Source organism: Nonomuraea sp. NPDC050202 (assembly GCF_040656115.1).
GTDB lineage: Bacteria > Actinomycetota > Actinomycetes > Streptosporangiales > Streptosporangiaceae > Nonomuraea.
Genome location: NZ_JBFALF010000018.1, coordinates 39,136 through 56,024 on the forward strand (window position 1 = coordinate 39,136; position 16,889 = coordinate 56,024).

Annotated in this window: 14 protein-coding genes and 1 pseudogene; 10 read left to right on the plus strand and 5 right to left on the minus strand. The window is 72.4% G+C overall.

Annotated elements, in window-relative coordinates:
* Positions 1–40 precede the first annotated feature (40 nt).
* The 3 genes and pseudogenes from AB0I79_RS36615 to AB0I79_RS36625 all read right to left on the minus strand — a co-directional run.
* Positions 41–160: pseudogene (locus tag AB0I79_RS36615) on the minus strand (ANTAR domain-containing protein); the annotation flags it as partial.
* Between the two features lie 26 nt (positions 161–186).
* Positions 187–378 carry a hypothetical protein gene (locus AB0I79_RS36620; protein ID WP_357883472.1) on the minus strand — a complete coding sequence of 64 codons (192 nt, stop codon included), beginning with the start codon at positions 376–378 and terminating at the stop codon, positions 187–189.
* Between the two features lie 297 nt (positions 379–675).
* Positions 676–1,164 carry a CAP domain-containing protein gene (locus tag AB0I79_RS36625; RefSeq protein ID WP_357883475.1) on the minus strand — a complete coding sequence of 163 codons (489 nt, stop codon included), beginning with the start codon at positions 1,162–1,164 and terminating at the stop codon, positions 676–678.
* 461 nt (positions 1,165–1,625) lie between these two features.
* Here AB0I79_RS36625 and AB0I79_RS36630 point away from each other — a divergent pair, with 461 nt between their 5' ends.
* Positions 1,626–2,900, plus strand: coding sequence for a TetR family transcriptional regulator (locus AB0I79_RS36630; RefSeq protein ID WP_357883478.1), 1,275 nt, complete (start codon positions 1,626–1,628; stop codon positions 2,898–2,900).
* A gap of 14 nt (positions 2,901–2,914) precedes the next feature.
* Here AB0I79_RS36630 and AB0I79_RS36635 read toward each other — a convergent pair whose 3' ends face one another.
* A complete protein-coding gene (locus AB0I79_RS36635) occupies positions 2,915–3,055 on the minus strand; it encodes a hypothetical protein (RefSeq protein ID WP_357883481.1) in 141 nt (46 codons plus the stop codon).
* On the opposite strand from AB0I79_RS36635, the gene AB0I79_RS36640 reads away from it, so the two are divergent.
* From AB0I79_RS36640 to AB0I79_RS36675, 8 genes are all read left to right on the plus strand, one after another.
* Entirely contained in the window at positions 3,054–4,874 is a 1,821-nt protein-coding gene (locus tag AB0I79_RS36640) for an NAD(P)/FAD-dependent oxidoreductase (protein ID WP_357883484.1), read from the plus strand. The genes AB0I79_RS36635 and AB0I79_RS36640 overlap by 2 nt on opposite strands.
* 130 nt (positions 4,875–5,004) lie before the next feature.
* Positions 5,005–7,290, plus strand: a complete 2,286-nt coding sequence (locus tag AB0I79_RS36645; protein ID WP_357883487.1) for a LuxR C-terminal-related transcriptional regulator — start codon at positions 5,005–5,007, stop codon at positions 7,288–7,290.
* Positions 7,291–7,382: 92 nt separating this feature from the next.
* Entirely contained in the window at positions 7,383–7,619 is a 237-nt protein-coding gene (locus AB0I79_RS36650; protein ID WP_357883490.1) for a hypothetical protein, read from the plus strand.
* A complete protein-coding gene (locus AB0I79_RS36655; RefSeq protein WP_357883493.1) occupies positions 7,616–9,202 on the plus strand; it encodes a nitrilase-related carbon-nitrogen hydrolase in 1,587 nt (528 codons plus the stop codon). The genes AB0I79_RS36650 and AB0I79_RS36655 overlap by 4 nt, the downstream gene beginning before the upstream one ends.
* 54 nt (positions 9,203–9,256) lie before the next feature.
* Positions 9,257–9,814 carry a TetR/AcrR family transcriptional regulator gene (locus AB0I79_RS36660; RefSeq protein WP_357883496.1) on the plus strand — a complete coding sequence of 186 codons (558 nt, stop codon included), beginning with the start codon at positions 9,257–9,259 and terminating at the stop codon, positions 9,812–9,814.
* Positions 9,811–10,704 carry an aldo/keto reductase gene (locus tag AB0I79_RS36665; protein ID WP_357883499.1) on the plus strand — a complete coding sequence of 298 codons (894 nt, stop codon included), beginning with the start codon at positions 9,811–9,813 and terminating at the stop codon, positions 10,702–10,704. The genes AB0I79_RS36660 and AB0I79_RS36665 overlap by 4 nt, the downstream gene beginning before the upstream one ends.
* Positions 10,705–10,756: 52 nt before the next feature.
* Positions 10,757–11,776 carry an NADPH:quinone reductase gene (locus AB0I79_RS36670; protein ID WP_357883502.1) on the plus strand — a complete coding sequence of 340 codons (1,020 nt, stop codon included), beginning with the start codon at positions 10,757–10,759 and terminating at the stop codon, positions 11,774–11,776.
* A 160-nt stretch (positions 11,777–11,936) separates the two neighbouring features.
* Positions 11,937–12,500 carry a DJ-1/PfpI family protein gene (locus AB0I79_RS36675; RefSeq protein WP_357883505.1) on the plus strand — a complete coding sequence of 188 codons (564 nt, stop codon included), beginning with the start codon at positions 11,937–11,939 and terminating at the stop codon, positions 12,498–12,500.
* Between the two features lie 95 nt (positions 12,501–12,595).
* On the opposite strand, the gene AB0I79_RS36680 is transcribed toward AB0I79_RS36675, so the two are convergent.
* Entirely contained in the window at positions 12,596–13,321 is a 726-nt protein-coding gene (locus AB0I79_RS36680) for an alpha/beta hydrolase (protein ID WP_357883508.1), read from the minus strand.
* 611 nt (positions 13,322–13,932) lie between these two features.
* On the opposite strand from AB0I79_RS36680, the gene AB0I79_RS36685 reads away from it, so the two are divergent.
* Complete coding sequence (locus AB0I79_RS36685) at positions 13,933–16,716, plus strand: BTAD domain-containing putative transcriptional regulator (protein WP_357883511.1); 2,784 nt, start codon at positions 13,933–13,935, stop codon at positions 16,714–16,716.
* The last annotated feature ends 173 nt before the right edge of the window (positions 16,717–16,889 follow it).

Consider the following 16,889-nt stretch of genomic DNA (forward strand, 5'->3'; position numbering starts at 1 on the left):
GTTCGGGTGGCCGGCCGGTGACGGCGGTGATGATGTCGGCGGCGACGTCGTGCGGTTTGCGGTTGCGGTTCTGCGAGGCCAGGCGCAGGACCTCGAAGGCATGGGAGGCGGTGCAGCGGCGCTGGCCCATGATGATGCCCAGCGCCTGGTCGATGATCATGGCGTGCGCGCTGGTGGAGGCCACGGTCAGCACGCGACCAGCGCGCCGCAGGGTGACCCCGACAGCGAGGCGCCGGGGGTGGAACGGGCGGCCACGTCGGCCAGGCGGCCCAGCGCCTGCTCCACGTTGGCGGTCGACAGCAGCAGCGCGGTCAACTCGCGCAGATACGGGGGCATGGGGACGGGGGCGGGCTGGGCGGGTACGGGCTGATCGGCCATGAGACGGCACACCCCCACGTGAGGGGGGTTCCCTTTCTGGGCGCAGGCGTCGCTGTCGCGCCATGTCCGGCCTCTACTGTACGCCCCTGGGCATGCGTGAGCCGCCGACGATCACACCCCGGACCTGTCGAGATCCCGTACGAGAGATCGTCGCCGATCTGCCGGCCGCCCGGCCAGGGGTGACGCGGCCGGCGAGCAGCCCGCACAGGGACGCCGGCGTGCGCCGCGATGAGGGCACGCCGGCGCCTTGTCCCCGGCCGGCTCACCGGCATTCGGACGGCCGGCCCTGGCGTTCGGTCAGGCGGGCAGCACGTTGTCGGCGAAGGCGCCGGTCATGTTGCCGCGCTCCTCGAAGACGAACACGATGTAGGTCTCGAAGTACTCACCGGGCTGCCCCGCGACGCGCGCGATGCCGACCTTGGTGCTGGCCTTCCAGACCAGCTGGGTGAAGTGGCCGGCGGCGGAGGAGAACTTGGCGGCGGCGAAGTCGTAGGCGGAGATCTCGTCGTACCACTTCTTGACCGCCCTCGATCCGGGCAGGGCTTCGGCGTCGCCGCCCCAGAAGATGTTCTCCCCCGTCTGCGTGCGCAGGCCGGTGTGCCCAGCTGCGAGTTTTTCCTGCTCGGAGCGGGACAGGGCCCGCTCCAGGGCGTAGGCGTTGAGTTCGGGGTCCATGACCATGGGCGGCGCGTGGTGCTTGGCGCGGTAGGCGTTGGCCTCGGCGAGCGCCTCGGCCTGGAACTCCGGCGTGGTGGCGTTGGGCAGGGCAGGGCGAGTTCCTGTCATGAGACATCCTTCGAGTTGCGCTGGGAGACGCTGGCCGGATCACGATCGCTGAACGTCGCGGCTTTCTCTCGGCGGTGGGCGACCCCGACCGGGGCCGCCTTCTGCTCATCCTCCGCCGCTGGTACGAATCCGCCAGATACAGCCTGTGTCCAACATCGGACACCCGGCCATCACACGTCACGAGTGCCGCCGCGACCAAGGGCCCACACCGCCGCCCCGGCCTGGCGCGCAGCTTCAGACGCGAGATCAACGGCGTCTGAACCGACACCTCGACGCGCTCGTCCAGCGGGACGTCGGGTCACTCCCGCCCCTCCGGCAACGAACGGAGCCCACCGTAATCAGCGCCTTGGCCTCATCCGGCCACCCCATGCCCAGCCGCGGCCCCACGGCGAGAAGGCGAAAGGACGTTGCTTGCACTGAGTGCAGATGCGCCGTGGACGCAGAGGCCCTAATGTCTACGGGTGAGCTCCACGTCCCCCGGCATCCGGCCCGCTGTCGCAGCGGACAGGGCCGAACGTTGGCACCGCCTGCGCCAGGCCGCCCTGACCCTGTTCGAGCAGCGCGGCTTCGCCGCCGTGTCGATCGACGACATCGCGGCGGCCGCCGGAGTGTCCCGGCGTACCTTCTTCAACCACTTCGACACCAAGGCGGGAGCCCTGTTCGACCCGGCCCCCGGCGAAGCGGCCCAGGTCGCGGAGCTGCTCGCCCGGGAGGCGGGCACCGACCCGTGGGCCGCCCTGACCAGGGCGCTCAAGGCGTACCTGACCGCGGAGTTCCGGACGGTGTCCGCGCGGCGGCGCATCCTGGCCGGCCAGCCCGAGCTGAACCGCTTCCTTCTGCTGGCCAACATGCACTTCGAGGAGTCCATCCTCCACTGGCTCGACGATCGCGGAGTCATCGGCCTGCGTGCCAGGGCGATGAGCAGCATGGCGCTGGTCTGTGTCCGGGAGAGCTTCACGGCGTGGGACTGCGAGGGTGGCCCGGCGCAGCTGTTCGAGATCCTGGACGAGATGTTCGCGCTGGCCGCGGCGGGTACGGCGGCCATCCGAACGGCACCGGCGGCGCGCACGGAACCCGCCGCCGACCGGGTCACGCCGAAGGCGGGCCAGACCCGGAGCCGGATCCTGCTGACCGCCGAACGCCTGTTCGCCGAGCACGGGGTGTTCGCGATCTCCAACCGCCAGATCAGCGAGGCCGCCGGCCAGGGCAACAACGCCGCGGTCGGCTATCACTTCGGCACCAAGGCCGACCTGCTGCGGGCGATCGTCGAGCACCACACCACGCAGATGGAGCGGATCCGCGAGCGGCTGCTGCGGTCCAGGGGTGACAGCACGGATCTGCACGACTGGGTCGCCTGCGTCGTGCTGCCGTTCACCGAGCATCTGAGCAGCCTGGGCACCCCGAGCTGGTATGCCAGGCTCGCCGCTCAGATCATGACGGAACCGCAGCTACGCGAGCTGGCGGCCGCGGGCCTGCACGACGCGCCCCGCTTCCACGCGGTCGTCGAGGGCCTGCACCGCTGCCTGCCCGCGCTCCCGCCCGAGCTGCGCCGCCGGCGCGACGACATGGCACGCACGCTGCTCGTGCACACCTGCGCCCATCGCGAGCGCACGCTGCCGGCCGACGCGGGCGCGGCCAGGGCAGCGTGGTCGGCCACGGCCGCCGAGCTGATCGATGCCGTCGAGGGGCTGTACCTGGCCCCGGCAACCGAGCACCAAAACAATCATTTGACTTAATTTTCCACCTTCGGTTAGCTTTCCTCAGACGGGGCGATCATCGTCCGCCGCTGCAGCACGCCGCCCCGTCCGATCGGTCCTGCGCCGATGATTTCCGTGCCGCTTCCCCAGGCGCGGCGATGACTCAGCGGCTCCCTGATCGGAAGGGCATCCATGGACCACTCCTCGCCGCCGCCTGCCCACCTCACCGTCGCCGAGCTGGGCTTCGACCCGGACGCGCTGCGGGCCAGGTACCGCCACGAGCGCGACCGCCGGCTGCGGCCCGATGGCAACGCCCAGTACCGGGGCGCCCGCGGCGAGTTCGGCTACTACGCCGCCGACCCGTACACCGAACGGGCCGAGCGGGAACCGGTCCGCGACCGGGTCGAGGCGCTGGTGGTGGGCGGCGGCTTCGGCGGGCTGCTCACCGGCGCCGCACTCCGCCAGGCCGGCGTGGACGGCATCCGGATGCTGGACGAGGCCGGCGACTTCGGCGGCACCTGGTACTGGAACCGCTACCCCGGCATCCACTGCGACATCGAGTCATCGGTCTACCTGCCGCTGCTCGAAGAGGTCGGCTACGTCCCCACCATGCGGTACGCGCCCGGCGAGGAGATCCGCCGGCACGCCGTCGCGATCGCCGAACTGTACGACCTGTACCGCGACACGCTCTTCCACACCCGCGTCACGGAGCTGCGCTGGGACGACGCCGCGGACGAATGGCAGGTACGCACCGACCGCGGCGACGACTTCCGGGCCCGCTACGTCGTGATGTCCGCCGGCACCCTGGCCCAGCCGAAGCTGCCCGGCATCCCGGGCATCGAGACGTTCCGCGGGCACACCTTCCACACCAGCCGCTGGGACTACGGATACACAGGCGGCGACCAGAACGGCGGCCTGCACAAGCTCGCCGGCAAGCGGGTCGCGGTCGTGGGCACCGGCGCCACCGGGATCCAGGTCATCCCGCACCTGGGGCGCGACTCCCAGCACCTGTACGTCTTCCAGCGCACCCCCTCGTCGGTCGACGTACGCGACAACCGCCCCACCGACCCGGCCTGGGCCGCCTCCCTCAAGCCCGGCTGGCAGCGGGAACGGATGGACAACTTCCTCACCGTCGTCACCGGCGGGCGCGCCGAGCAGGACCTGATCGGCGACGGCTGGACCAGCACCGCGCGGCTGCAACGCAACCTGATGGCCGGCACCGTCGACACCGACCTGCCGCCCGAGCAGCGCGCGTACCTCGACGAGATCGCCGACTTGCAGAAGATGAACGAGATCCGCGCCCGCGTCGACGAGATCGTCACCGACCCGGCCACCGCGGAGCTGCTCAAGCCCTGGTACCGCTACATGTGCAAGCGGCCCACCTTCAGCGACCACTACCTGCAGACGTTCAACCGGCCCAACGTCACCCTGGTCGACACCGCCGACCACGGCGGCATCACCGCGATGACCGAATCGGCGGTCGTGGTCGGCGATCAGAAGTACGAGGTCGACTGCGTCATCTTCGCCACCGGCTTCGAGGCCGGCGTTTCCGGGATCGTCTCCGGCGCCCTTCCGGTGTACGGCCGCGACGGCACGCCGCTGCTCGGCACCTGGCGGCAGGGCCCGCGCACGCTGCACGGCTTCTACAGCCACGGCTTCCCGAACCTGTTCCACCTGGGCCCGCTGCAGAACGCCTCCGCGGTCAACTTCGTGCACATCCTGACGGAGCAGGCCAGCCACATCGGCGCCGTGGTCCGCGAGGCCCGCCGGCGTGGCGTCGCCGTGGTCGAGCCGAGCAAGGACGCCGAGGAGGCGTGGGTGGCCACCATCCGGGAGCTGTCGCCGGACAACAGCCGGTTCCAGGCCGAGTGCACGCCCGGCTACTACAACAACGAGGGCAAGCCCCGCCCGGTCAGCATGACGTACGGGCCCGGCCCGGTCGCCTTCCACGAGCTGCTGCGCCGCTGGCGTGCCGAGGGCGGCATGGACGAGGTGCTGGCGAGCGGCCGATGACCCGCCGGAAGGCCGAGCGGCCGCAGTTCCCCCATGCTTTCCCACCGGCGCGTGGCAAGCCCGCCTGATGCCGGCAAGGGGGTGACACAATGGGCGACATCCACCTGTTCCGGGTGCAAGCGGAGGCCAGATGGCGCTGCAGGACGAGCCGTCGGCCGCCCCATCCGGACTCGCGCACCCGCTCGTCAACGGCAAGCTGCTGGTCCCGCCGGTCCGTCCTGGCACCGTCGGCCGAGGCAGGCTGACCGCGCTGCTCGACGACGACTCCCGGCGCCTGGCGGTCGTGGTCGCCCCCGCGGGCTGGGGGAAGACCACCCTGCTCGCCGACTGGGCCCGGCGAGGCGACCCCGCCGTCGCGTGGCTCACCCTGGACGACTCCGACGACGAGCCGCACCGCTTCTGGACCTACCTGGTCTCCGCCCTGCGTACGGTGAACCCGGCGCTGGGCGGCGCGGCGCTGAAGGCGTTGCGCGTGACCGAGATCGACCCCCTTGAGGTGGCTGTGCCCAGCCTGCTCAACGACCTCGACGCGATGACCATCGGGCGGCACGCCCTCGTGCTCGACGACTACCACGTGCTGCGCGACCGGCGGATCCACGAGGCCGTCGAGTTCTTCCTCGGCTACCTGCCGCGCTCCTTCCGCCTGGTCGTCGCCTCCCGGCTGGACCCGCCGCTGCCGCTGGCCAGGCTCAGGGCGGGCGGAGAGCTGGCCGAGATCCGCGCGGCGGGGCTGCGCTTCACCGGCGACGAGGCGGCCGGCCTGGTCAACGACGTGGCCGGCGACGCCCTCGACACCGATGGCATCGCCGCCCTGGTCCACAGGACAGAAGGCTGGGCGGCCGGGATCAAGCTGATGGCGCTCGCGCTCCGGGCGGCCCCGGCGGCCGGCGCGGGGCCGCCCGGCGGCGACGAACGGCACGTCGTCGACTACCTGACCAGCGAGGTGCTCGACGGCCTGGGCGACGGGCAGCGCGACTTCCTGCTCCGCACCTCCGTGCTGGAGCAACTGTGCGGCCCCCTCTGCGACGCCGTCCTGGAACGCGCGGGCTCCCACCTGGTGCTGGCCGAGTTGGAGCGGGCCGATCTGTTCCTCGTCCCGCTCGACTTCCAGCGGTTCTGGTACCGCTATCACCGGCTGTTCCGCGGAGCTCTCCGCCGTGAGCTGGCCACGGTGGCTCCTGACGCGGCTCCGCGGCTCCTGCGCCGGGCCGCCGAGTGGTGCGCGAAGAGCGGGGAGCAGGAGCAGGCGATCCGCTATCTGATCGCGGCCGGTGACCGGCGGGCCGCGGCGGAGCTGCTGGCCGCCTCCGACGACGACTTCCTGGCCCGCGGCGCGATCGGCGCCTTCCTGCGGCTCGGTGACGGCCTCGGCGCGGAGGTCGTACGCGCCGATCCGAGGCTGGCCATCTCGCTCGCTTCGGCCGCGGGCTTCACCGGCCGCCTCCACCGCGTGGCCCCGCTGCTCGACCTCGCCGAGGCCGCCATCACCGCCGGCACCGCCCCCGCGGCCGGATGGCGGTCCGGGCACGCGGCGGTGCTGACGCTGCGCGCCGTGTACGCCCAGGACGGCTGGACCCCGGAGGAACTGCTCGCCATGGCCCGCCGCTCCGTGGAGCTGGAGGTCGATCCGGAGATCCCCGGCTGGGTGATCTCCCGGATCGCTCTCGGGAGCGTGCTGTCCGGCACGGGCCACCACGACGACGCGGCGCGGGTGCTGGCGCAGGCGGTGGGGCGCGCCGCGGCGGTCGGCCTGCCCGCGTTCACCCGGCTCCAGGCCACCGGCCTGCTCGCCATGTCCCTGTCGAACCGGACCGACATCGAGCCCGTACGCGTGCTGCTGCGCGGCGTGCTGCCCGAGGTCGCGGCGATCGAGGCCGAGCTCGGGGAGGCCGCCGCGCCGGCGGTCGTCTTCCTGCGGCTGGCCGAGGGCGTCGTCGCCCATCGCGACGGGCGTCTGATCCAGGCCAGGGATCTGCTCCTGCACGCCGCGCACCTGGCCCAGATCACCGGTCATCCGACCCAGATCGTCCGGGCCCTGGTCACCCTGGCGGAGCTGGAGCTGGCCCGCGGGGACCGGCGGGCGGCGTCGGCCGCTCTCTCCGAGGCAGGCGAGGCGGCGCGGACCGGCCCGGTGTTACCTGCGGTGGCCGCCGCACTCACCGAGACGCGCCGGCGTGCCGGGCGGGACCCGACGGCCGTGACCGGACGGGCCGGCGGGCCCGTCGAACCCCTCACCGACCGGGAGCGCTCCATCCTGCGTGCCCTGTGCGGCCCGCTGAGCCAACGGGAGATCGGCGCCGAGCTCTACCTGTCGATGAACACGGTGAAGGGCTACAGCAAGAGCCTGTACCGCAAGCTCGGCGTGACGTCCCGCGCGGAAGCCGTCCGGCAGGGGCGCGACCTCGGCCTGATCTGACGCTCTCCACCCTGGGTGGACCACGGCCCTGGGTGGTGTGCGCTCCCCCCGGTGCCCGCGATGCTGCGCGGCATGCGAACAAAGAGCTCGACATGACGACGAACTACCGGGTGGAGGTCCGCGGGGTCCTCCCGAGCGGCCTCACGGACGAACTGCGCCGCCGGTTCGGAGCGGTGGTCGTCCAGTCGGACGGCGCCCGCACCGTGATGCCGGCCCTGGCCGTCGACCAGGCCGCGCTGCGGGCCGTACTCGACCTGCTGTGGGACGTGGACGGCGAGCTGCTGCTCGTCCAGGCCGTCCCGCCACGCGCGGAGCGGGGGGACCGATGAGATCGTGGCTCTGGCTGCTCGCCGGTACGGCCCTGCTGCCGTTCACCCTTCTGCAGACCACCATTCCGCTGGCTTCGTGGGTGGCGCCGGTGCTGCTGCTGCGCTTCACCCGGACCACGCGGGCCCGCTGGGCGCTGCCGGCCCTGACCGTCGCGATCGCCGTCAGCACCGCGATCAGTTTCCGCGGCGCCATGCCGGTCGACCAGGTCGCGATCATGGCCGTCGGCGCCGGGGTCCTCGGCGTCGTGGCGTACGCGGTGGACGGGCTGCTCGGCCGGCGGCTGAGCGGGCTGCCCCGTACCCTCGTCTTCCCGATGGCCGACGTCGCGGTGGCGTACTTGTTCAGCACCGGCGACATGGGCACGATGGGGCATCCTGCGGGTACCCAGGTGGGAAACCTGCCGCTCCTGCAATCGGTGTCGGTGACCGGCTTGTGGGGGCTCGCGTTCCTGCTCGCCTGGACCGCTTCGGTGGGCAACGAGTTGTGGGAGCGCGGCTTCGACCTGCGGGCCGCCGGTCGCAGCGCCGTCGTGTGGCTCTGCGCCCTGACGGCCGTGCACCTGCTGGGCGGGGCGCGGCTGGCGTTCGACCCGCCGGCCGGCTCGACCGTCCGGCTGGCCGCGCTGGCGCCGAACCGGGCGGCCGACGAGGCCGCCGTGGCCGCCGGCATCAGGCCAGGGCCGCGCAGCGCGGCGGAGCGCGCCGAGCTGAGACGACGGTACTTCGCTCCGACGCTGGACGACATGTTCGCCCGTACGGTGACGGCCGCCAGGTCGGGAGCCAAGATCGTGGTGTGGGCCGAGGCAGCCGCCTACGACTTCGCCGAGGAAGGGGCGGCGGTGGTCGAACGGGCGCGGGCGGTCGCCAGGCAGGAGCGCGTCTATCTCCAGATCGGGGTGGTCTACCTGCTGTCCGGCGAGCGGAGTCCCAACGTCGAGATCCGCGCGATCATGATCGACCCCGGCGGCACGGTGGTCTGGAACTACCTCAAGACGTCCACACCGGTCGGCGACGGCAACGTGCCCGGTCCTGGGGTGGTGCCCACGACGGACACGCCGTACGGCCGGTTGGCGACCGTCATCTGCTTCGACGCCAACTTCATGCCGCTGGTCAGGCAGGCCGGGCAGGCCGGGGCGGACATCCTGCTCCTGCCCTCCAGCGATTGGGAGCAGGTCACGGACGCGCTCGCCCAGCAGGCGGTGCTGCGCGGCGTGGAGAACGGGATGAGCGTCATCCGGTCCACCCGGCGGGGAACGTCACTGGCCGTCGACCACCAGGGCAGGGCGATCGGGTACGAGGCGAGCTGGTTCACCGGTGACCCCCGCACCACGGACCACACGATGACGGTCACGGTGCCCGTCCAGGGGCGGTCCACCCCGTACGGCCTGTGGGTGGGTGAAGGCGTCGCCTGGCTCTGCCTCGCCGGCCTGTCGTCCATGGGCGCGGTGGTGGCCGTCCGCCGCTTGCGTCGCAGGGCCGCGCGGGGAACGGCCGGGGCCGCCGGTGGCCGGCCGAAGCTCACGCCAGGCGTCCTGGAGCGGCATCCGCGGCAACTCGATGCCTCACAGCAAAAAGAACGGTGATTCTGTTAGAGTGACACCCCCAAACAGAATGATCATTTTCTTTGTGGGGGTGTGGTGCCGCGACTCACCAGCGCGCGCAAGGAACTTCGTCGTGCCCAGATCGCCGAGGCCGCCGTCCGCTGCTTCGGCCGCACCGGCCTGAAGCAGACCTCGATCGCCGACATCATCGCCGAGTCCGGCCTCTCGGCCGGTTCGATCTACGCGCACTACCGCAACAAGGCCGAGCTGGTCCGGGCCGCCGCCCGCGAGGTGCTCGCCAGGCGCGCCGGCGTCATCGGCGAGTACGCCGCGGACGACGTACCGCCCGATCCCGACGAACTGCTCGCCCGCCTGATCGCCGCGATCGACCCCGCCGAGGCCCGGGTCGGCGTGCAGACCTGGAGTGAGGCGACCACCGACCCGGACATCCGCGACATCGTCGTCGACATGACCGACCGGATGCGCGCGATGCTGCACGACTGCGTCACGGCCTGGCTCGTCAAGGTCGAGCACCACGAGCCGTCGGGGGCCCGGGAGCTCGCCGCCCCGATCGCCCACCGGGTCATGGCGCTCTACCAGGCCGAACTGCTGTACCTCGCCCTCAGATCAACGACCGAGGAGCCCGCATCATGACCACCACGACCGCTCCCTTCGCCGGCCGCACCGTCTCGCGGATCGGCTACGGCGCGCTGCAGCTCGAACGCCTGCACGACCGCCGCGGCGAGGCCGTCGCGCTGCTGCGCCGCGCCGTCGAGCTGGGCGTCGACCACGTGGACACCGCCGAGTTCTACGGCTTCGGCTTCGTCAACGACGTGATCCGCGAGGCGCTGCGTCCCGAGGACGGCGTCCTGATCGTCACGAAGGTCGGCGCCGATCCCGACCCGGGCGGGCCCGTACCGCTGCGTCTGGCGCAGCGGCCCGAGCAGCTACGCGCCAGCGTCGAGGACAACCTGCGCAGCCTCGGCGTCGAGCAGCTACCGGTGGTCAACCTCCGGCGCCTGGACACCGGCCCCGGGCTGCGTCCCGAGGGCGACCAGGTCGTCGACCTCGACGACCAGCTCGCGGTGATGACCGCGCTGCGTGACGAGGGCAAGATCGGCGCGATCGGCTTGAGCAGCGTCACCCTCGACGGCCTGCGCCGCGCCCTGCCGGCCGGCATCGTCTGCGTGCAGAACGCCTACAGCCTCGTCTCCCGCGACGACGAGGACCTGCTGCGGCTGTGCGCGGCCGAGGGCATCGCCTGGGTGCCGTTCTTCCCGCTCGGCGGCGCCTTCCCCGGCCTGCCCAAGGCGACCGACGAGCCGGTGGTGCACGCCGTGGCCGAGTCCTCGGGCGTGACGCCCTCCCAGGTCGCCCTCGCCTGGCTGCTGCACCACGCCCCGAACGTGCTGCTCATCCCCGGCACCGCGAACGCCGCCCATCTGGAGGCCAACATGGCGGTCAGCGAGATCGCCTTCGACGCCGCGACCCTCGCCGGCCTCGATGCCATCGAGTCTCGTTCCAGCGAGGTCCCCATCGGCTGACGGCAGCCGGCGCACCTGCCCCCGAACAACCTGACGTATCGAGGACATCCCTTTGAAGGCCATCATCTACCTCGACAACGGCGGCCCCGACGTTCTGCGGCTCGTCGACCGTGACCTGCCCGTGCCCGGCCCGGGCGAGGTCCGCGTCCGGGTCGCCGTCTCCGGGGTCAACCCGACCGACTGGCAGGCCCGCTCCGGCGCCGGCCACCCCAAGCACTTCGCCGAGGTCACCCCGCACCTCGACGGGGCCGGCACGATCGACGCCGTCGGCGAGGGGGTCGACCGGAGCCGGGTCGGCCAGCGGGTCTGGCTGCTCATGGCCGCCGCCGGGCGGCCCACCGGCACCGCCGCCGAGTTCACCGTGGTGCCCGCCGAACGGGCCGTGCCGCTGCCCGAGGAGGCCGGCTTCGACCTCGGCGCCGCACTCGGCGTCCCCGCGCTCACCGCACACCGTGCGCTCACCGTCGCCGACGACGGGCCGCGCCGGCTGCGGCCCGGGGCGCTCGCCGGCAAGGTGGTGCTCGCCGCGGGCGGGGCCGGAGCGGTCGGGCACGCGGTGATCCAGCTCGCCCGCTGGGCCGGCGCCATCGTGATCACCACGGTCAGCGGCCCTCACAAGGCCAGGCTGGCCACCGCCGCCGGAGCCCACCACGTGATCAACTACCGCGGCGGCGACCCGGCCGCCGAGATCCGCGACATCGTCCCGGACGGCGTCGACATCGTCGCCGAGGTGGCGCTGGGCGCGAACCTCGCCCTGGACCTGGCCGTGCTGAGGCCGCGCGGCACGATCTCGACCTACGCCAACGACGGCGGCAAGCCGGTCGGACTCGACGTGCCGCGGGCCATGGTGCTCAACACGCGCCTGCAGTTCCTGGTCCTCTACACAGCCGGCCCGGAGGCGCGTGCCGCGGCCGTCGAGGACGTCGCCGCCGCCGTCCGCGACGGCGCCCTGCCGGTCGGCGAGGAGCACGGCCTGCCGCTGATCCGCTTCCCGCTCGACCGCACCGCCGACGCCCACCGGGCGGTGGAGGGCGGCGCGGTCGGCAAGGTCGTGGTGGACGTCGCATCGTGACGCCCGGCGTGCGGGGGGTCACGATGCGGGCGACGCGTGCGGCTGGTCAGGGAGTCGCTCGCGGAAGGCTGGACCTATCAGAAGGTCGCCTTCTCCGGCGGGGTCTGCCATTCCCGTCCCGCGCGAACTAAGATCCACCGTGGGAGAACAGGAGTGAGTCATGGCCCGAGTGCTTGTTCTGACCGGCGACGCGGCGGAAGAGCTGGACTCCATGTACCCCGTCTTCCGGCTCCGGGAAGGGGGTCATGAGGCGATCGTGGCCGCCCCCACCACGCGTGCGGTGAAGCTGGTGGTGCACGACTTCGAGCCCGGCTGGGACGCCTACACGGAGAAGCCCGGCCATCAGCTGCCGGTGGATCTCGCGTTTGCCGACGTGCGCCCCGAGGACTACCAGGCGCTGGTGATCCCGGGCGGCCGCGCGCCGGAGTACATCCGCACCGATCCCGACGTCGCCCGAATCGTGCGCCACTTCTTCGAGCACGGCCTGCCGGTGGGCACGATCTGTCACGGCCCGCAGGTGCCGGCCGCGCTCGGCCTGCTGCGCGGCCGTACCACGGCGGCGTTCCCGCCGTTGCGGGCCGACATGGAGATGGCCGGCGCGACCTTCGTGGACGCCCCCGACGTGGTGGACGGCGCGATGGTCTCCTGCCGTGGCTGGCCGGACCTGCCTGAATGGTCGCGGGCCTTCATGCGCGTGCTGGAGGGCGTGAAGGTGCCGTTGTGAGGTGGGCGGATGTCGGCGCGCGGCGATCGTGCGTGCCGCGATCGCCGGCCATCGGCTGGGTGTGATGCCGGCCGAGGCCGGGCGCGGCGGGCGGATCAGTGGGCGGTGGCCCGGACGGCGTCGAGGATCAGTCCGGCGACCCGTTCGGGATGAGCGAGCATCACGAGGTGCGAGGAGTCGACGTCGACGGTCGTCATGCCGGCTCGTTCGTAGCCGTAACGCTCGACGTCGGGGTTGATGGTGCGGTCGGCCGTGGCGACCAGGCCCCAGGACGGCTTGGTCTTCCAGGCCGCCGCGGGGGCCTTCTCGCTGAAGGCCTGCGCAGCCAGCGGGCGCTGGGAGACGGCGAGGACAGCGGCGAGGCCGGGGTCGACGTCGGCGGCGAAGACCGCAGGAAACCTGTCGATCTGGACCGACACGTCGGTTCCGGTCTCCGTGGAGCCCTCGATCGGGAACGGGGTGTGGACGAGCGCGCCGGCAAGGTCGGAGTCGGGGAAGCGGCCCTGCAGCTCGCCCAGGCTCTCGCCTTCCTCCAGGGCGTAGCCGGCCAGGAAGACCAGCGCCTTGACGTTGTCCTCCGTTCCGGCGACCGTGATGATCGCGCCGCCGTAGGAGTGGCCGACCAGGATCACCGGACCGGGCACCTGCCGGACGAACGAGGCGATGTAGGCGGAGTCGCCGAGCAGGCTGCGGTTGGGAACGGCAGGGGCCAGCACGTCGAGGCCGCGGGCGATCAATTGGGGGATGACGCGGGCGAAGCTGGACGCGTCGGCGAACGCGCCGTGGACCAGGACGACGGTGGGGCTGTCAGGACGGGACATGGCACAACTCTCTCTGTGTGTGTCGAGGTGGTTGGATCGGCCGATACCGGCCCGGGATCAAGGTTCGCTGCCGCAGGCGCGGACGGCTGCGCTCGGGCCGGCTCGTACGGGTAAGGGAGTGCGATGCGTGGTTCGCCTGGATGGCGGACGCTTCGGCCGGTGCCGCGCTGGGCGTCACGCGGCCGTGAGGTACGACGCGCGGGACACGGGCATCGGGGGGGAACACCACGGCCTGAACGAACAGTAGGGGTGATCGAGGAGGGTGTCTTGCCTGCCAGCGCCCTACTTCTGGCCTGTCAGTGCCTGGGCGGCGCCGGCGGGCGGCGCAGCAGGAGCCGGGTCAGCAGCCCGCTGCCCAGCCCGGCTCGGCCGGCCGTTTCCTTCCTCGTGGTGGCCTTCGCTGTTCCCGGGCCGCACGGGACGGGGACGTGCCCGCCGGCCGCCGCAGGTGCCGCGCGGGAGGCGAGCCGAGTGCCGGCAAACCCGCGCCGACCTTCTGTTATGCGCGGTTGTACCCTGTGGTGCGGTGTCCGGGAGGCGGTGGCCGTATCGCAGGGCGGGGTGGTATGGAGCGGTCCAGTCGTGGTCTTCGTTTCGCGGTGCTCGGGCCCGTGCGGGCCTGGCGAAACGGGGCGGAACTAGAGCTCGGGCCGCCACAACAGCGGGCCGTGCTGGCGCTGCTGCTCGCAGGCTCGGGCAGGGCGGTGACCGTTGAGGAGATCGTGGACGTGCTCTGGCGCGACGATCCCCCGGCCAGTGCGGTCAACATCGCGCAGCGCTACGTCGGCAAACTGCGCAGGCTGCTCGACCCGGGGTTGCCGCCGCGTTCGGAGGGGACTCTCCTGGTGCGCAGCGGGGGCGGATACCGGCTGGAGGCGTCGTCGGCCGAGGTGGACCTGCTGGTGTTCCGGAACGGTGTGGAGCGAGCCCTGGGCGCGGACGCGGAGGGAGACCCCGAGCTGCGCGTGCGTCTGCTGATGGAGGCGCTCGGCCTGTGGCGGGGGCCGGTGGCGGCCAACGTGGAGGCGGACGTCCGCATCCATCCGATGTTCGTCGCGCTGGAGCGGGAGTACGTGAGCGCGGTGCGCCAGGCGGCGGACCTGGCCCTGCGTGCCGGAGTGGCGGAGCGAGCACTGGTGGCGGTGCAGCGGGCGGCCGAGGCGTACCCGCTGGACGAGTCGCTGCAGGCCAGGCTGATCCGGATACTCGCCGCCACCGGCCAGCAGGCGGCCGCGTTCGCCGTCTTCCACACCCTGCGTGACCGGCTCGTGGAGGAGCTGGGGGTCGATCCGGGTCCCGAGGTGTCGGCGGCGCACGCCGCCCTCCTGTCCGCGCCGGCCGCTCCCCCCGCACAGCCCGCGCGACCCGCTCCCTCCGCACAGTTCGCCCCGCCCGCGCCTCCCGCGGTGGTGCCGGCCCAGTTGCCGGTGGACCTGGCGTCCTTCACCGGCCGCCACGACCAGGTCGCGGAGCTGCTCGACCTGGTGCCCGGCGCGCCTCACACCGTCCTCATCAACGCGATCGGCGGCATGGCCGGGATCGGCAAGACCACGCTGGCGATCCACGTCGCGCACCGGCTCGCCGGCCGGTTCCCCGACGGCCAGCTCTACGTGAACCTGCGGGGCTTCGACCCCGCCGAGGCGCCGTTGGCCCCGGCCGACGCCCTGCACGGATTTCTGGAAGCCCTCGACGTGCCGCCCGAGCGTGTCCCGTCTGCCCTGGACGCGCGCGCCGCGCTGTTCCGCAGCCTGCTGGCCGGGCGGCGGATGCTGATCGTGCTCGACAACGCCCGCGACACCGCGCAGGTGACGCCGCTGCTGCCGGGCACCCCGGGCGCGCTCGTGCTGGTCACCAGCAGAAACCACCTGCTCGGCCTCGTCGCCGCGCACGGCGCGCACGCGCTCGCTCTGGACCTGCTCTCGGCCGAGGAGGCACGCGACCTCCTGACGCGGCGGCTGGGCGCCGCCCGGCTGGCGGCCGAACCGGACGCCGCCGAAGAGATCATCGCCCTGTGCGCGCGGCTGCCGCTGGCGCTGGCCATCGTCGCCGCCCGCGCCGCCGCCAACCGCGCCTTCACCCTGTCGTCCATCGCGGCCGAACTGCGGCGCGCGAACGGCAGCCTGCGCGCGTTCACCGGCCCCGAGGCGGCCGTCGACGCGAGGGCGATCTTCTCCTGGTCCTACAAGACCCTCAGTCACGGCGCGGCCCGGCTGTTCCGGATGCTCGCCATGCACCCTGGCAGCGGCGAGGCCGGTCTCGACGCGGCCACCGCGCTCACCGGCGCCCCTGCCGGGACGCTGCTGGCCGAGCTGGTCGGCGCCAATCTCCTCACCGAGACCTCACCCGGACGGTACGCCTTCCACGACCTCCTGCACGCCTACGCCACCGAACTCGCCGACGAGGACGCCGGCGAGGGCCGCGATGCCCTGCGGCGGGTGCTCGACTACTACCTCCACACCGCTCATGCCGCCTACCGGCTGATCGCACCGTTGAGGAAGAGCATCGTGGTGGAGCCGCCCCTGCCCGGCGTCCCGGAGACACACCTCGCCGACAAGGAGCAGGCCGAGGCCTGGCTGAGAACCGAGCATCGCGCTCTGCTGGCCGCGGTCGAGACGGCGGCGCGGTCGGGGTTCGACACGCACGCCTGGCAACTGGCCTGGGCGCTGACGGACTTCCTCGACGCCCGTGGCTATCAGGAGGAGGCGCTGGACGTCCATCGGACGGCGGCCCGGGCCGCCGAGCGGCTGAGCGATCCGTCCGCTCAGGCCCATGCATATCACAGCCTCGGCAGCGCGGCGAGCAACCTGGGACGTATGGAGGAAGCGCTCGAGTACACCTCTCACGCGGTCGAGCTGTTCGGCGAGGTGGGCGATCTTCACAACCAAGCGCATGCCATGCGCTTGGTCGCCTACGAGCTCAACAAGCAGGGACGGACCGCGGAAGCCCTGGTCCACGCCGAGCGGGCGCTCGAGCTGTTCAGCACGGTGGGTGACGCCCGGGGGCAGGCGATCACGCTCAATTCGGTCGGCTGGTGCCACATGCAGCTCGGTCACTACGAGCGCGGCTTGGAGTACTGTCAGCGCGCGGTCGAGCGACTGGCGGGGACGGGATCCCGCCGCAGCGAGCCCGCGGCCTGGGACAGCATCGGGTACGCCAGGCACCGGCTCGGGCAGTTCCAGGAGGCCATCAGCGCCTATCGGCGCGCGGTGGAGCTGCGCAACCTCATGGGCCTGCGATATCTCGAGGCGTCCTCCCTGGAGCGGCTGGGCGCCGTGTACCGGGATGCCGGAGAGCACGAAGCCGCGCGTGAGGCGTGGCAGGCCGCCCTGGCCATCCTCACCGATCTGCGCCACCCCGCGGCAGGCGGCGTCAGGGCCAACCTGGCAGCCCTCTGAGCGGCCCCTCTGAACGGCCCCTCTGAGCGGCCCCTCTGAGCGGCCCCTCTGAGCGGCCCCTCTGAACGGCGCTGTCACAGATCTCGCACAGTCCTTACGCGGGGTCCTTCCTAGGCTCGGCCCGTCTAGGAAGGACCTACTTCATGTCTGCTCATGCGATGAGCCATGCCGGG

What these genes read in the sequence shown, in the direction of transcription:
- AB0I79_RS36650 (WP_357883490.1), top strand. Translation starts at nt 7,383, where the DNA reads ATGACGACGAACTACCGGGTGGAGGTCCGCGGGGTCCTCCCGAGCGGC.
- AB0I79_RS36645 (WP_357883487.1), top strand. Translation starts at nt 5,005, where the DNA reads ATGGCGCTGCAGGACGAGCCGTCGGCCGCCCCATCCGGACTCGCGCAC.
- AB0I79_RS36680 (WP_357883508.1), bottom strand. Translation starts at nt 13,321, where the DNA reads ATGTCCCGTCCTGACAGCCCCACCGTCGTCCTGGTCCACGGCGCGTTC.
- AB0I79_RS36655 (WP_357883493.1), top strand. Translation starts at nt 7,616, where the DNA reads ATGAGATCGTGGCTCTGGCTGCTCGCCGGTACGGCCCTGCTGCCGTTC.
- AB0I79_RS36640 (WP_357883484.1), top strand. Translation starts at nt 3,054, where the DNA reads ATGGACCACTCCTCGCCGCCGCCTGCCCACCTCACCGTCGCCGAGCTG.
- AB0I79_RS36675 (WP_357883505.1), top strand. Translation starts at nt 11,937, where the DNA reads ATGGCCCGAGTGCTTGTTCTGACCGGCGACGCGGCGGAAGAGCTGGAC.
- AB0I79_RS36635 (WP_357883481.1), bottom strand. Translation starts at nt 3,055, where the DNA reads ATGGATGCCCTTCCGATCAGGGAGCCGCTGAGTCATCGCCGCGCCTGG.
- AB0I79_RS36665 (WP_357883499.1), top strand. Translation starts at nt 9,811, where the DNA reads ATGACCACCACGACCGCTCCCTTCGCCGGCCGCACCGTCTCGCGGATC.
- AB0I79_RS36625 (WP_357883475.1), bottom strand. Translation starts at nt 1,164, where the DNA reads ATGACAGGAACTCGCCCTGCCCTGCCCAACGCCACCACGCCGGAGTTC.
- AB0I79_RS36620 (WP_357883472.1), bottom strand. Translation starts at nt 378, where the DNA reads ATGGCCGATCAGCCCGTACCCGCCCAGCCCGCCCCCGTCCCCATGCCC.